At 69.4% G+C, this 14559-nt stretch carries 12 protein-coding genes; 7 read left to right on the top strand and 5 right to left on the bottom strand.

Annotated elements, in window-relative coordinates; genetic code table 11:
• Positions 1-96 precede the first annotated feature (96 nt).
• From ACQPZW_RS40430 to ACQPZW_RS40410, 5 genes are all read left to right on the top strand, one after another.
• Positions 97-2067, top strand: a complete 1971-nt coding sequence (locus ACQPZW_RS40430) for a beta-galactosidase (protein ID WP_433791325.1) — start codon at positions 97-99, stop codon at positions 2065-2067.
• Positions 2064-2927: a carbohydrate ABC transporter permease gene (locus ACQPZW_RS40425; protein ID WP_433791324.1), complete on the top strand. Its 864-nt coding sequence runs from the start codon at positions 2064-2066 to the stop codon at positions 2925-2927. Before ACQPZW_RS40430 ends, ACQPZW_RS40425 begins: the two co-directional genes overlap by 4 nt.
• Positions 2928-2950: 23 nt before the next feature.
• Complete coding sequence (locus ACQPZW_RS40420) at positions 2951-3757, top strand: carbohydrate ABC transporter permease (RefSeq protein ID WP_433797758.1); 807 nt, start codon at positions 2951-2953, stop codon at positions 3755-3757.
• A gap of 25 nt (positions 3758-3782) precedes the next feature.
• Positions 3783-5102 carry an ABC transporter substrate-binding protein gene (locus ACQPZW_RS40415; protein WP_433791323.1) on the top strand — a complete coding sequence of 440 codons (1320 nt, stop codon included), beginning with the start codon at positions 3783-3785 and terminating at the stop codon, positions 5100-5102.
• A 124-nt stretch (positions 5103-5226) separates the two neighbouring features.
• Positions 5227-7125: an alpha-galactosidase gene (locus ACQPZW_RS40410; RefSeq protein WP_433791322.1), complete on the top strand. Its 1899-nt coding sequence runs from the start codon at positions 5227-5229 to the stop codon at positions 7123-7125.
• A gap of 29 nt (positions 7126-7154) precedes the next feature.
• On the opposite strand, the gene ACQPZW_RS40405 is transcribed toward ACQPZW_RS40410, so the two are convergent.
• From ACQPZW_RS40405 to ACQPZW_RS40395, 3 genes are read right to left on the bottom strand one after another with little or no spacing between them, the layout of a single operon-like run.
• The gene (locus tag ACQPZW_RS40405) at positions 7155-7856 is read right to left on the bottom strand and encodes a ferredoxin reductase (RefSeq protein ID WP_433791321.1); all 702 of its coding nucleotides are present in this window, start codon (positions 7854-7856) and stop codon (positions 7155-7157) included.
• Between the two features lie 8 nt (positions 7857-7864).
• On the bottom strand, positions 7865-8464 hold the full coding sequence (locus ACQPZW_RS40400) for a sulfite oxidase-like oxidoreductase (protein WP_433791320.1): 600 nt from the start codon (positions 8462-8464) through the stop codon (positions 7865-7867).
• 46 nt (positions 8465-8510) lie between these two features.
• The gene (locus ACQPZW_RS40395; protein WP_433791319.1) at positions 8511-10253 is read right to left on the bottom strand and encodes a S8 family peptidase; all 1743 of its coding nucleotides are present in this window, start codon (positions 10251-10253) and stop codon (positions 8511-8513) included.
• A gap of 123 nt (positions 10254-10376) precedes the next feature.
• Here ACQPZW_RS40395 and ACQPZW_RS40390 point away from each other — a divergent pair, with 123 nt between their 5' ends.
• Positions 10377-10811 (top strand): nitroreductase family deazaflavin-dependent oxidoreductase, encoded by a 435-nt coding sequence (locus tag ACQPZW_RS40390; RefSeq protein ID WP_433791318.1) that lies wholly within the window; start codon positions 10377-10379, stop codon positions 10809-10811.
• Between the two features lie 132 nt (positions 10812-10943).
• Positions 10944-12392 (top strand): ATP-binding protein, encoded by a 1449-nt coding sequence (locus tag ACQPZW_RS40385; RefSeq protein WP_433791317.1) that lies wholly within the window; start codon positions 10944-10946, stop codon positions 12390-12392.
• 19 nt (positions 12393-12411) lie between these two features.
• Here ACQPZW_RS40385 and ACQPZW_RS40380 read toward each other — a convergent pair whose 3' ends face one another.
• Both ACQPZW_RS40380 and ACQPZW_RS40375 read right to left on the bottom strand, forming a co-directional pair.
• Positions 12412-13602 carry an adenylosuccinate synthetase gene (locus tag ACQPZW_RS40380; RefSeq protein WP_433791316.1) on the bottom strand — a complete coding sequence of 397 codons (1191 nt, stop codon included), beginning with the start codon at positions 13600-13602 and terminating at the stop codon, positions 12412-12414.
• A complete protein-coding gene (locus tag ACQPZW_RS40375) occupies positions 13599-14555 on the bottom strand; it encodes a hypothetical protein (protein WP_433791315.1) in 957 nt (318 codons plus the stop codon). Before ACQPZW_RS40375 ends, ACQPZW_RS40380 begins: the two co-directional genes overlap by 4 nt.
• Positions 14556-14559 lie beyond the last annotated feature (4 nt).

Below are 14559 nucleotides of genomic sequence, written 5' to 3'. Positions count from 1 at the left end.
GGCCAGTCCTACTGTGTGCACGTTCACACATCCGTAACCGCCCTTTAGGCTCACGGAAATGTGTGCACGTGCACACATTCCTTGACCAGGAGTTCTATGAAAAGCGTGCGTATGCCGGTCCCGGGCGTGAGCCTGGGCTGCGACTACAACCCCGAACAGTGGTCGCCGGACGTCTGGCGCGAGGACGCCGCGTTGATGCGGCGGGCCGGGGTCGACCTGGTCGCCGTCAACATCTTCGGCTGGTCCAACCTCGAGCCGAGCCCGGGCGAGTACCGGTTCGACGATCTCGACGAGGTCGTCGGGCTGCTGCACGCGCACGGCATCAAGATCAACCTCGGCACCGGCACCTCGTCTCCGCCCCCGTGGCTGAGCAGCCGCTACCCGGAGACGCTGCCGGTGGCCGTGGACGGCACCACCCGCTTCCCCGGTGGCCGCCAGGCCTGGTGCCCCAGCTCGCCGGTCTTCCGGGACCGCGCGCTGGACCTGGTCGGACGGGTCGCCCGCCGGTACGGCAACCACCCGGCCCTGGCGCTCTGGCACGTCTCCAACGAGCTGGGCTGCCACAACGCCCTGTGCTACTGCGAGACCAGCGCCGAGGCGTTCCGTACGTGGCTGCGCTCCCGCTACCGCAAGATCGAGACGCTGAACGAGGCGTGGGGCACCTCCTTCTGGAGTCAGCGTTACTCGGACTGGCCGGAGATCCAGCCGCCCCGTCTCGCGTTGTCGCTGCGCAATCCGGCCCAGATGGTCGACTTCCAGCGGTTCAGCTCCGACGAGCTGCTCGGCTACTACCGGGCCGAGGCGGCGATCCTGCGCAAGCACTCCACCGTCCCGGTCACCACGAACTTCATGGTCACCGCCCACATCCGCAACCTGGACTACTGGTCCTGGGCGCCGGAGATGGACGTGATCGCCAACGACCACTACCTGGACCACCGCCTCGGCGACCCGGTGGCGGAGCTGTCCTTCGCCGCCGACCTGACCCGTGGCCTGGCCGGTGGGCGCCCGTGGATGCTGATGGAGCAGGCGGCCGGCGCGGTCAACTGGCAGCCGCACAACCTCACCAAGGCGCCCGGCGAGATGATCCGCAACTCGCTGACGCACGTGGCCCGCGGCGCCGACTCGCTCTGCTTCTTCCAGTGGCGGGCCTCGGCCCAGGGCGCCGAGAAGTTCCACTCGGCGATGCTGCCGCACGCCGGCACCGACACGGTCGCGTGGCGTGAGGTGCTCGAGCTGTCGGCGACGCTGGACCGGATCGGCGAGGTGGCCGGCACCGAGGTCGAGGCCGACGTCGCGCTGCTCTTCAGCTGGGAGTCGTGGTGGTCGGCCGAGGGGGAGGCCCGGCCGTCGCAGGCGGTCACCTACCTCGACCAGGTGCACTCGGCCCACGGGGCGCTCCGGGCGCTGGGCGTGACCACCGACGTGGTCCCTCCGGGCGCCGACCTGAGCCGCTACCGGGTCGTCGTGGTGCCGGGCCTCTACATGGTCAGTGACACCGACGCGCAGGCGATCGCCGATTACGTGTCCGCCGGCGGCCGGCTGGTGGTCACCTACTTCAGTGGGATCGTCGACGAGCGGGACCGGATCCGGCTCGGCGGCTACCCGGGCGCGTTCCGGGACGTGCTCGGTGTGCTGGCTGAGGAGTTCGCCCCGCTGCTGCCCGGCGCCGAGGTCGCGCTGAGCAACGGCGGCACCGGGGCGCTCTGGACCGAGCGGTTGCGCACCACGACGGCGTCGGTGATCGCGACGTACGAGGACGGGCCGATGGCCGGGATTCCGGCGATCACCCGGAACGAGCACGGTGCCGGAACCGCTTGGTACATCGCTACAAAGACGGACATGTCAAATGTTCTCCGCGAAGCAACGGGCGCCACGTCGGATAAATCGGACACTGAGGTCGTGCGTCGCCGCGCAGCCGACCGCAGCTACCTCTTCGTCATCAACCACGGCACGGAAGCCGTCGACCACCCCGCCCGCGGCACGGACCTGGTCACCGGAGAAACGGTGGACGGCGTGCTGACAGTCCGCGGCGGCGGCGTGGCGGTCGTCCGGGAGGAGAACCCATGAGAGGCAAGTGGAAGGCGCTGACCTTCTTCATCCTCCCGTTCGCGCTGCTGTTCGCGGCGTTCTACCTGGCGCCCATCCTGTACGCGATCAAGCAGTCGCTCTACAAGATCGAGCGGCAGGGCACGTTCGGCAAGGCCACCGAGGTGTTCGGCGGGTTCGACCAGTACCAGCGGGTCCTCTCCGACGGCCCGTTCTGGGACTCGATCGGGCGGGTGCTGCTGTTCGGCATCGTGCAGGTGCCGGTGATGCTGGGCCTGGCCCTGATCTTCGCCCTGCTGCTCGACTCCGGCCTGGTCAAGGGGCGGCGCTTCTTCCGGCTGGCGTTCTTCGTGCCGTACGCCGTGCCCGGTGTCGTCGCCGCGATCATGTGGGGCTTCCTCTACTCGCCGAACCTGTCCCCGTTCACCGCGGTCACCGGCAGCATCGACCTGCTCTCCGCCGACTTCGTGCTCTGGTCCATGGCGAACGTCGTGACCTGGGTGTACGTCGGCTACAACATGCTGATCATCTACTCCTCGCTGCTGGCCATCCCGCAGGAGGTCTACGAGGCGGCGAAGATCGACGGCGCCGGGGCGATCCGTACCGCCTGGTCCATCAAGATCCCGCTGGTGATGCCGGCGATCGTGCTGACCACCGTCTTCTCGATCATCGGCACGTTGCAGTTGCTCGCCGAGCCGGCCGTGTTCCGCAGCTTCAGCTCCGCGGTGACCAGCACGTACACCCCGAACCTGACGGTCTACTCCACCTCGGCCATCCCGAACTTCAACCTGGCGGCGGCCTTCTCGGTGGTCCTGGCCCTGGCCACGTGCGTCCTGTCCTTCGCTTTCCTGAAGGTGACCCAGCGGGGAGGCGACAAGTGAAAAACGTCAACCGGCTCGCACCCATGCTCGTCATGGGCGCCGCGACCCTCTACTTCCTGGTGCCGATCTGGTGGCTGCTGGTGGCCGCCTCCAAGAGCCGGAGCCAGTTCACCTCGACCGCCCCGCTCTGGTTCGCCGACTTCTCGCTGATCGACAACCTGAGGGAGCTGCTCGCCTACCGCGACGGCGTCTTCCTGCGCTGGATGCTGAACAGTGTCGTCTACACCGGCGGCGCCGCGCTGCTCGGCACCCTGCTGGCCGCCATGTGCGGATACGCCCTGGCCAAGTACCGTTTCCCCGGCCGGGAGGCGATCTTCAACATCGTCCTGTCCGGGGTACTTGTGCCGGCCACCGCCCTCGCCCTACCGTTGTTCCTGATCTTCAGCCAGTTCGAGGCGACGAACACCTTCTGGTCGGTCTTCCTGCCCAGCCTGGTGAACCCGTTCGGTGTCTACCTGGCCCGGATCTACGCCACCGCGAGTGTCCCGGACGAGCTCCTCGAAGCCGCCCGCCTGGACGGCTCGGGCGAGATCCGCACCTTCTTCACGGTCTCCACCAAGCTGATGTTCCCGGCCCTGGTGACGATCTTCCTGTTCCACTTCGTGGCCGTCTGGAACAACTTCCTGCTCCCGCTGATCATGCTCGGCGAGGAGAGGCTCTTCCCGGTCACGCTCGGTCTCTACTCCTGGAACACCCAGGTGAACCAGATCCCCGAGCTGCGGATGCTCGTGCTCACCGGCGCTCTCGTCTCGATCGTCCCACTGGTGATCGCCTTCCTGCTTCTGCAGCGCTTCTGGCGCAACGGCCTCGGCTCCGGCGCCATCAAGTAATCCCTCCCAAAAGAAAAGGATCATCATGCGAGCAGCACTCGGCCTCGTGTTGGTTTCCGCCCTTGCACTCGGCGCCTGTTCCTCCGGCGGCGACTCCGAGGAGACCACGACCGGAGCGGCAGCCTGCGCCCCGTCGTCCGGCCCGGTCACCCTGACCTACACCACCTGGATCCCCGGGATCGACAACGTGGTGAAGCTCTGGAACGACAAGAACCCGAACATCCAGGTCAAGGTCCAGACCGGCCCGAACGGCAACGGCGGCACCTACGCCAACTTCTTCAACCAGCTCAAGGCCGGCAACGCCCCCGACCTGGGCCACATCGAGTACGACGCGCTGCCCAGCTTCCGCGTCCAGGACGGCCTGACCAACCTGGCCGACTGCGCCGAGGTGACCGCGGCCAAGGACCAGTTCGTCGACTGGACCTGGGGCCAGGTCTCCTTCGGTGAGCAGAACGCGGTCTACGGCATCCCGCAGGATACCGGCCCCATGGGCCTGTTCTACCGCAAGGACCTGTTCGAGAAGAACAACATCCCGGTCCCCACGACCTGGGAGGAGTACGCGGCGGCGGCCGAGAAGGTCAAGGCGGCCGGCGGCTACATCACCAACTTCTCGCAGAGCGACATCAGCCAGTTCGCCGGTCTGTCCTGGCAGGCGGGTGGCCGCTGGTTCGCCAACGACGGCACCAAGTGGACGGTGAACCTGCAGGACGAGGGCACCACCAAGGTCGCGAACTACTGGCAGGACCTGATCAGCAAGAAGCTCGTCTCGGCCGTTCCGCCGTGGACCACCGAGTGGGACAACGCCTACAACACCGGCCAGGCCTGGACCTGGGTCTCCGCGGTGTGGGGCGCCAACTCCATCAAGTCGGGCGCGCCGGACACCTCCGGCAAGTGGGCGGTCGCCCCGATGCCGCAGTGGACCGCCGGCGGCACCGTCGCGGGTAACTGGGGCGGCTCGTCGACCGCGGTCTTCAAGGGCTCGAAGCACCCGTACGAGGCCGCGAAGTTCGCCCTCTGGCTGAACACCTCGGAGGAGGCGCTGACGGCGCTCAACAAGGAGGCGCAGCTCTACCCGGCGACCAAGGCCGGCGCGAAGCTCCCGGCGCTGTCCGAGGGAGTCGAGTTCTACGGCGGCCAGAAGATCTACGATGTCTTCGCGACGGCCTCCACCCAGGTCGCGCCCGACTTCGTCTGGGGACCGACGATGACCAGCACCTACGCCACCGCCTCGGACGGCTTCAAGGGCGTCGTCTCCGGCACCGGCACCCTGCTCGACGTGCTCAAGACCACCCAGACCAAGACCGTCGCGGACCTGAAGGCCCAGTCCATCCCGGTCGCCGAGTGACCGTGTTCCACCTGCGCGCCGCGGGTGTCAGCCTCGTGCTCGACACCCGCGGCACCGCTTTCGTCGCCCACTGGGGCGCTGACCTGGGGAGTTCACGTACCCCGAGGACGCTTTCGGGCCCGCGGTGCCACCGAGCTCGATCGACGTACCCCTGCGGTTGTCGCTGTTGCCGACCCTGGCCGAGGGATGGAGCGGGCGTCCGGCGATCGAGATCGGTCACGGTTTCCGGACCGTCGAGGCTCACCTTCAAGATCACACCATTGCGGTACGCTCCACCGGCCCCGATGCCACGCAAGAGGTGGTCACGGAGCTGGAGTTGACACCGCAGGGCGTCCTGCGCGTGCGGCACCGTTTCACCAACCGTGGCCACGACGAGCTCACCCTGCCCGGCCTCGACGTCCTGCTCCCGATCCCGGCCGAGGCTTCCGAGCTGCTCGACTTCACCGGCCTCTGGTCGCACGAGCGCAGCCCGCAGCGTGCACCGCTCCGGCACGGCGTCTGGAGCCGGGAGAGCCGCCACGGCCGGCCGGGCCACGACGACGCGTTCCTGATGATCGCCGGCGAGCCCGGCTTCGGGTTCCGCGGGGGCCGGGTGTGGGCCGTCCACCTGGCCTGGAGCGGCGACAAGCGGATCTGGGCCGAACGCTCCGCCCTCGGCTACGGCGTCCTCGGCGCCGGCGAGCTGCTCGCCCCCGGCGAGATCCGCCTCGCGCCCGGCGAGTCCTACGAGACGCCGTGGCTGGTCGCGGTCTTCTCCGACACCGGTCTCGACGGCCTCTCCGACCGCCTGCACCCGTGGATCCGGGCGAGCTCGCGGCTGAGCAGGCCCCGCCCGGTCGTCCTGAACACCTGGGAAGCCGTCTACTTCAACCACGACCTGACCGTTCTCGGTCAGCTGGCCGACGACGCCGCCGAGGTCGGGGTGGAGCGGTTCGTCCTGGACGACGGCTGGTTCACCGGCCGCCGCGACGACAGGCGCGCCCTCGGCGACTGGTTCGTCGACGACACCGTATGGCCCGACGGCCTGCACCCGCTGATCTCCCGCGTCCACTCACGGGGGATGGAGTTCGGCCTCTGGGTCGAGCCGGAGATGATCAGCCCCGACTCCCGCCTGGCCCGCGAGCACCCCGACTGGATCCTGGACAGCGGGCCCACCTGGCGCTGGCAGCGGGCCCTCGACCTGACCAAGGCTTACGACCACCTGCTGGAACGCCTGACCGCCCTGCTCACCGAGTACCCGATCGCGTTCCTCAAGTGGGACCACAACCGCGACCTGCTCACCCCCGGCGTCGCGCACCGGCAGACCCGTGCCCTCTACCGGCTGCTCGCGGCACTCGAGGAAGGCTTCCCGCACGTGGAGATCGAGAGCTGCGCCTCCGGCGGGGCCCGCATCGACCTGGGCATCCTGCCGCTCGTCGACCGGTTCTGGACCTCCGACACCAACGACCCGCTCGACCGGCAGTCGATCCAGCGGTGGACCGGTGTGCTGATCCCGCCCGAGTACCTCGGTGGTCACCTGGGAGCGGGCACGGCCCACGTCACCGGGCGCACCTCGGCCCTCGGGTTCCGGCTGGCCACCGCCCTGTTCGGCAGTGCCGGCATCGAGTGGAACCTGACCGCCGCGTCGCCCGCCGAGAAGGCCGACATCGCCGCGTGGATCGCCGAGCACAAGCGCCTGCGCCCGCTGCTGCACTCCGGCCGGGTGGTCCGCGCCGACAGTCCCGACCCGGCGCACCTGCTTCACGGGGTGATCGCCCAGGATCGCAGCCACGCCGTGTTCGCCCTGGTCACGCTCGGCACGCCGGCCGCAGCCCTGCCGCCGCCGATCCGTTTCCCCGGCCTCGACCCGGATCGCTCCTACACGGTCCGGCCGATCGGCGTCCCACCCCGGACCGTGCAGGACGCCCCACCCCCGTGGATGGCCGCCGGCGCGATGACGCTCCCCGGCCGGGTCCTGGCCGAGGTGGGCCTGCCCGCCCCGCTGCTGACCCCGGAACAGGCGCTCCTGCTCGAACTGACCTGACCGGGCCCGGTGTGGCGACCACACCGGGCTCAGCCGCCGAAACGCTCGGTGCGGATGCGTTTCGGGTCGTGGCCGAGGGCGACCAGGATGTCGGCGGCCGTCTCGACGAAGCCGGTCGGACCGCAGACGAAACAGTCCGGCTCGAAGTCCGGTGGCCAGCCGTGGGTGTTGAGCGTGGCGACGTCGATCCGCTTCGGGGGAGCGGGCCAGCCGTCCGGGACTTCGCGCGTGTAGACGAACCGCACGTCGAGACCCGGGTCGGAGACCGCGCGACGGCGTAGCTCCTCCGCATAGATCACGTCGCCCGGAGCCCGTACCGAATAGATCAACCGGAACGGCTGGCGGCCCGCCGCCAGACCGCGGGCCCGGATCATCGCCATCAGCGGCACTATCCCGGAGCCGCCCGCCACCAGGGTCACCGGAGCCGTCGACTCGGAACGCCACACGAACCAGCCGCCGATCGGCCCGCGAAGCTCGATCCGGTCACCGGCCTCGACGACGTCGGTGAGGTACGGCGACACCTCGCCGTCCTCGAGCCGCTGCACACTGATCTCGACCACGCCCGGCCCGGCCGAGGCGATCGAGTAGCTGCGCTGGGCCTGATAGCCGTCCTCGGCGGTCAGGCGGATGTCGATGTGCTGACCCGGCAGGTGACCCGGCCAGTCCGGAATGTCGAGCGCGAGGGTCCGGGCCGAGGCCGTCTCCCAGGTCGCCGACCGGACCGTGGCCACCCGCCAGGTCAGTCGCCGTGATACCGCTGCTCGCGCCACGGGTCCCCATACATGTGGTAGCCGGCGTCCTCCCAGAACCCGGGCTCGTCCTCGTGCATCATCCGGAGCCCGTCCACCCACTTCGCCGACTTCCAGAAGTACAGGTGGGGGATGAGCAGCCGGGCCGGTCCACCGTGCTCCGGGTGCAGGGGCTCGCCGTCGTACTCGTACGCGATCCAGGCCTTGCCGTCGAGGACGTCCTCGAAGGGGACGTTCGTGGTGTAACCGCCGTGGCTGTGCGCCATCACGTAGTCGCCGGCGGTCTCCACGTCCTCGAAGAGCGTGTCGAGGGAGACGCCCTTCCACGAGGTGCCGAGCTTGGACCACTTGGTGACGCAGTGGATGTCGACCGTGATCTCCTCGGCCGGCAGGGCGGTGAACTGCGCCCAGTCCCACGTGTGCTTCTCACCGGTCTCGGTGACGATCGTGAACTTCCACCGGTCCTGTGGGATCCGCGGCGTGGGGCCGGCGGACAGGACCGGGAAGTCGTGCGCAAGGTACTGACCGGGCGGCAGAGCGGGCGACGGCTCTCGCCGCCGCCCGCCGAAACCCCGGGAGATGATGCTCATGAGGTACGAGTAAACCCCACCCGGATGACCGCCGGGTATCGGAAGGTCAGAGCTTGACCGTGCCGCTGGTCACGCCCTGGACCGCCTTCGTGCCGGCCACCACCACGCGGTAGCTGCCACCGGGCAGGCCGGAGATCTTGGTGCCGGCCTTGACCGGGAGGGTCTTGACGGTCTTCCACGAGCTGCCGGACTTGCGCTGCAGGGCCATCTTCTGCCCGGGGGCGCCGGCCGCCTTCACGGTGAGCGTGCCCTTGCCCGACTTCTTCGCCGACACGGTGGCCCGGACGGCGTAGCCGGCGGTCTCCTCCACCGACGCCACGGTGTCGGTCTCGGTGACGCTCACACGGACCTGGAAGGCCCCGGTCGCGGTGTGCTCGACGAGGTAGACGCCGTCCTCGTCGGACTCGACCGTGTCGCAGTCCCACTTCCCGCCGGCGACCGACACGCAGGCCTCGCCCTCGAGGCCGGCCAGCGCCTCGCCGTCGGCGCTCACCTGGAACGTGGTCTCGGTGTCGCTGCCGTAGGAGACGAGCCCGCCCCCGTCGACGGCCAACTCCGGCGTGATGAGCTCGTCGCCGCCACCGCCGCCGCCGGCGGCCGCCTCGACGGCCGCGGCCGCGTCGACCCGCCCGTGCCCGAAGTCGGGGTCGAAGCCGTCCTCGCCGAGGTCGACGGCCGACTCCTCCAGGGCGTTCTGGATGCCCTGCGGGGTGATGTCCGGCGCGCTCGCCTTGATCAGGGCGGCCACCGCGGCGACGTGCGGCGACGCCATCGAGGTGCCGTTGAGCTCCGCGTACTCGCTGCCGTCCTCGGTCAGGTCGGCCGGGTAGGTGCTGAGGATGCCGCTGCCGGGCGCGGCCACGTCCACGTAGTCGCCCCGGTTGGAGTACTCGGCGACCTCGTCGTCGGCGTCGGTCGCGGCGACCGCGATGACCCCGTCGTAGGCGGCCGGGTAGCTGGTCGGGCTGCCCTCCTCGCGCTCGTTGCCGGCCGCCGCGACGACCGTCACGCCGTTCTCGATCGCGTAGCCGACCGCGGCCTTCTCGGCGTCGGTCGAGCTGTTCGAGCCGAGCGACATGTTGATCACCTGGGCGCCGTGGTCGGTCGCCCACACGATGCCCTCGGCGGTGTCCGAGCTCCAGCCGCTGCCGTCGGCGTCGAGCACCTTGACCGGCAGGACCTTGGCGTCGGGGGCGACACCGGCGATGCCCTCGCCGTTGCCGGTGACCGCGGCGACGGTGCCGGCCACGTGGGTGCCGTGCCCGTTGCCGTCCGAGTCGCCGCCCTCGGTGTCGTCGATCGCGTCGTATCCGCTCAGGACGTTGCCGGCCAGGTCGGGGTGGTTGCCGTCGACGCCGGTGTCGATGACCGCGACCACCACGTCGGCGCCGGTGCTCTGCTCCCACGCGCCGGGGACGTTCATCTTGTCGAGATCCCACTGGTACTCGCGGTACGTGTCGTCGCCCTCCGCAACGTCGAGGGCGTGCACCTTGCGGTCGATCTCGACGCTGACCGTGCCGGTGGCCTTGCGGGCCGACGAGATGATGCGCTCGGCGGAGGTCCGGTCGGTGGCCTCACGGACCGCGAAGACGGGGCGGCCGGTCGCGTCCAGGGTGGTCGTCACGATGCGGACCGGCTGGGTCGCGGAGACGGTCGCCGGGAGGGCCGGGCCGTACGAGACCGGGCTGAAGGCCTGGCTCCCGGCGGGCAGCGCGAACGCGCCCAGTGCTGCGGCGGTGACCGCCGCGATTCCACCAGCGAGAACGTTGCGCCGAGCCGTCTTCCGCATCTGGTAGCACCCTTCGATAGGTGGGCCTACCCATCCGTGGCCGGCCCTGGCGATAAAGGTGGGGCCGGTGAAGTGCGTTTCAGGGTCCGGTGGGGTGCGGTTCGGGTGCGTAGGATCGGAATCATGCCGTTGACGGGTGAATACGCCCCCAGCACTTCCGACTGGGCGCGCGAGCAGGCAGAGAAGTACGAGGCCACCGGCGGTGCCGAGGCCAACGACATCATGGGAAAGCCGATCATCGTGTTGACCTCGGTCGGCGCGAAGAGCGGCCGACTCCGGAAGACCCCATTGATGCGGGTCGAACACGGCGGTGAGTATGCCGTCGTCGGTTCGCTGGGTGGCGCGCCGAAGAACCCGGTGTGGGTCTACAACCTGCGGAAGAACCCGCGGGTCGAGCTGCAGGACGGTGAGGTCAAGCAGGACTACGTCGCCCGGGAGCTCTCCGGCGAGGAGCGGGAGCTGTGGTGGGAGCGGGCCGCGGCCGCGTTCCCGCAGTACAACGAGTACACGAAGAAGACCGACCGGCTGATCCCGGTCTTCCTGCTGACCCGGGCCTGATCCCGGTCCGACAGCGACCCCGGCCCCGGGATGCGATCGATGATCGCTCCTGGGGCGCGGGGAGGTCTGTCGTCGGCTCCAGTCTTGGTAGACTGCTCCGAAGTAAGATTGAATCTAGCTTCGGGGGCGGCGATGTTCGTCGGGCGGCGCACCGAGCTCGAGCTGCTCAACAAAGACCTCGACCGCATACGACGTACGGGTGAGGGCCGTTCCGTTGCCATCCGGGGACGGCGACAGGTCGGGAAGTCACGACTGGTCCAGGAACTGTGCGACCGGGCGGACCTGCCATATTGCTTCTACACCGCGGTCAAAGGCGCATCGAGCACCGAAGCGGTCGGTCAGTTCCTCGGCGCACTGCGCGACTCGTCGCTACTCACCCCGTCCGGTCGTGACCTTCTTCCCTCCCAGCCGCCGTCGGGCGGTTGGGGAGACATGCTGCGAGTTCTCGCCGGCGTGCTGCCTGATACACCGAGCATCGTGGTGCTCGACGAACTTCCGTGGCTCTCGGAGCAGGACCCGACCTTCGACGGGCATCTGCAGGTCATCTGGGACAGGCTGATTTCGAGCAAGCCCGTCATGCTGCTGCTGCTCGGCAGCGACCTGCACATGATGCAGCGGTTCACCGAGTACGACCGGCCGTTCTACGGCAGGGCCACCACCATGGTCCTCGGACCGTTCAACCTCGCCGAAACCGCTGCGGTGACCGAGTTGAGCGGTGCCGACGCCATCGACGCCTACCTGATCACCGGAGGGCTGCCGGGCATCTGCCTGGACTGGTCGCCGGGATCTCGCCCCGCCGATTTCCTGAGCACGGAGATCGCCGGCCGGACCTCAGCGTTGTTCACGGTCCCTGAGCAGTCCCTGGCATCGGAGTTCCCCGCCCCGGATACGGCTCGACGCGTTCTCGAAGCAGTCGGTGGACTCGGCAGCAGGACCTTCAGCAACATAGCCGCAGCCGCCGGCGACCGCGGTGGGCCGGTCAGTTCCGGCACCCTGTCCCCTCTGCTTCACCGGCTCGTTGACGAGAAGAAGATCCTCGCCGTCGACAAGCCACTGTCCACCAGGCCCAGCAAACTGGCCCAGTACCGGATCGCCGACAGCAACCTGCGCCTGTACCTGGCCATCCTCCGCGATGTGCATCAGTTGATCCTCCGTGACCGGACGGCCGCCGCCCGAGCCGTGCTCGAAGCACGCTGGTCGACGTGGCGCGGTAATGCCGTCGAACCGATCATTCGGGACGCGCTCGCGATCGCCGCCGGCGCTGGGGAACTGCCGTGGACCGACACCTGGGAGGTCGGTGGCTGGTGGAACCGGCAAGCGAATCCCGAGGTCGACCTGGTCGGAGCCGATCGTGCCCCGATCGCCTCCCGCATCGCGTTCGCGGGTTCCATCAAGTGGCAGGACGGCCCGTTCGACCGGCATCATCTCGACGAGTTGCTCCGGCACGCTCCGCTGATCCCCGGATTCCAGCCCGGCACCAGCGGCCTGGTCGTCGTCAGCCGTTCCGGATCCGACCTTCCCTCGGGGGCTGTCGACCTGATCTGGGGACCCGACGACGTCGTCCGGGCCTGGTCTGCCTGAGCCGGCGCATACCTCTGGTCTAGCGGAGCTTCTTGTCCGAGGAGAGGGGTCCATAGGACTCCAGCAGGACCGGGGCGCCCAGCCGGGACGAGATCGCGGCGCACCAGTCGTCCGGCCGGGTCGTCTGATCGGGGCGGGTCACGGACAGGCGTGCGCCCAGCGCCTCCTGGTGGTCCAGGTCGCGGGGCGGGCCGGGCACGATCCGGTCCCAGACCTCGTCGCCGGTCCGGTACGAGTCGACGATCCGCAGATCGGGACAACGCTCCGGGACGTCCAGGTGGGTGACCGCCAGAGCGTCGACTCCGCCGGCGACCTCCACGGCGTACCGGTGGGCGACCGCGTCGAAGTGGCCGGTCCGGAAGGCGCCCTGCCACGGGTCACGGCCGTTGTGCCGCTCCGGCAGGTACAGGCTCGGATCCTCGGTGACGAACGGGCCGGCCCCGTGCCGGGTGGTGTAGGTGCGAACCACGCCGATCCTCCGCACCGAGGGACACAGCTCCCGAGCGTTGTCGAACGTCGTCGTCGACCACGTCGTGTGCGGATGCCAGCCGCGCCACTCGTCCAGCAGCACACCCTGGGCGCCCTCGAACACACACGGCCCCTCGGCCAGCAACTGCTCGGTGTAGGACGAGCCGACGATCCGGACCGTCTCGCCGAACACGGTGAACGCGTCCACCACGTCGTCGACCGGGACACCGCAGTCGCCGAGCGTGGCCCTCACCGCCGCGAGCCGTTGCCGCAGCCGCGACGGCGAGAGCACGTCCCCCACCCGGGGAGCATCGGGATGCGTCTGCGCGTACGCCATCGTCTCGCCCACGCCCATGCCGCACGAACCGTGCCGTTCCGCGCCTCGCCGGGTCTCCCGCCGCCGGTTCGCGGCGCGATGCCACGGAGTGGCGAGCAGTGCGTTCCCGTCCACGCTGAGCAGGTGAAACGGGTTGCCGAGCGCGGCTGCCTCGCCGGCCAGGGCGAGTGGGTCGACCACCATGAACCGGGTGAGGTGGGTCGGCACACCCCGCAGCGTGCCCGACCCGAACTGCGCGAACGTGTGGTGCCGCCCGGTCTCGGTGGTCACGTTGTGTGCCGCCTGCGCACCCCCGTTGAAGCGCAGCACCGCCCTTCTCGGTGACGTGGCACAGAGGAAGTCGACCACCGTGCCCTTGCCGGCGTCGCCGTACCCGAGGTCGACGACCGCCACGTGCCCGTTCACAGCCGGTGGTTCCCGCCCGGGCCGCCGGCGATCTCGAACGTCGAGCGCACCACCGCGGTCCGCTGCAACGGCGCCAGGGCCCGCCCCACCGAGCCGCCGGCCCGCGAGCCCACGTCGGTCAGGTCGGCGATGCCCTCGTCCAGGTCGATCGCGTCCTCGCCCAGGCCGACCGTCAGCGCGATCGTCTCGCACACCGCGTCCAGGTCGTCGAGCTCCAGGACGTTCTGGCCGAGCAGCTTGCGCCAGCGGGTCAGCACCTCCTTGTCGCCGCTGTGGTGCGCCGCCGTCGGCAGGATGTAGTACACCTCGTACTTGCGCTTGAGCTCGGCCAGGATGTCCTCGGTCGGGATCGGCTCGCTCAGCTCGTCACCGATCACCGCCTTCACCTCACGGGGCTTCACCCGCGGATACGGCATCTCGTCGCCGATGATGAAGAGGTAGCCCTTACGGCCCCGGTTCACCATCGAGTCGAGGATCGTGTGCCGGGCCATGAAGTAGAGGGCCAGCTCGTACGACTCGTGTTTCTGGCCTCCGCCGCCGCCCTCCAGGACGATCTTGGCGAGCACTTCGTCCATCCGGTTGTCCGACTCGAACTGCCCGACCTGCAGCGGCGCCCGGTCACAGGTGGCGTCGCCGATCGCCCCGAACATGATCTGCGGGTCCACCGCGTAGTTCTTCCGGGTCAGCAGGCCCAGCAGCTGCGGCAGCTTCGTCTGCAGCACCCGGGGCACGTTGCCCATCGAGCCGGTCACGTCGAACAGCACCGCGATCGGCGTGCTGAACGGGTGCTCCGTGCTGTCGCGGCTCTCCCGCATGAACACGCCGTCCGGGTCCAGATCCGGGTGCACCGTCCGGGCGCCCGAGTCGCTGTAGTCGAACGCGCTCTTCCCGGACGCCGCCCGGTAGCCGGCGGCCGCCGTGTAGACATCGGTCGACCAGTGTCCGCTTCCCATGATG

The sequence above is a fragment of the Actinoplanes sp. CA-252034 genome, from assembly GCF_050956125.1.
GTDB lineage: Bacteria > Actinomycetota > Actinomycetes > Mycobacteriales > Micromonosporaceae > Actinoplanes.
This window is presented reverse-complemented; position numbering and strand designations above follow the sequence as displayed.

Excerpts from the sequence above, each read along its gene's own strand:
- ACQPZW_RS40375 (WP_433791315.1), bottom strand. The coding sequence starts at position 14,555 with ATGGGAAGCGGACACTGGTCGACCGATGTCTACACGGCGGCCGCCGGC.
- ACQPZW_RS40400 (WP_433791320.1), bottom strand. The coding sequence starts at position 8,464 with ATGAGCATCATCTCCCGGGGTTTCGGCGGGCGGCGGCGAGAGCCGTCG.
- ACQPZW_RS40385 (WP_433791317.1), top strand. The coding sequence starts at position 10,944 with ATGTTCGTCGGGCGGCGCACCGAGCTCGAGCTGCTCAACAAAGACCTC.
- ACQPZW_RS40395 (WP_433791319.1), bottom strand. The coding sequence starts at position 10,253 with ATGCGGAAGACGGCTCGGCGCAACGTTCTCGCTGGTGGAATCGCGGCG.
- ACQPZW_RS40420 (WP_433797758.1), top strand. The coding sequence starts at position 2,951 with ATGCTCGTCATGGGCGCCGCGACCCTCTACTTCCTGGTGCCGATCTGG.
- ACQPZW_RS40425 (WP_433791324.1), top strand. The coding sequence starts at position 2,064 with ATGAGAGGCAAGTGGAAGGCGCTGACCTTCTTCATCCTCCCGTTCGCG.
- ACQPZW_RS40430 (WP_433791325.1), top strand. The coding sequence starts at position 97 with ATGAAAAGCGTGCGTATGCCGGTCCCGGGCGTGAGCCTGGGCTGCGAC.
- ACQPZW_RS40390 (WP_433791318.1), top strand. The coding sequence starts at position 10,377 with ATGCCGTTGACGGGTGAATACGCCCCCAGCACTTCCGACTGGGCGCGC.
- ACQPZW_RS40415 (WP_433791323.1), top strand. The coding sequence starts at position 3,783 with ATGCGAGCAGCACTCGGCCTCGTGTTGGTTTCCGCCCTTGCACTCGGC.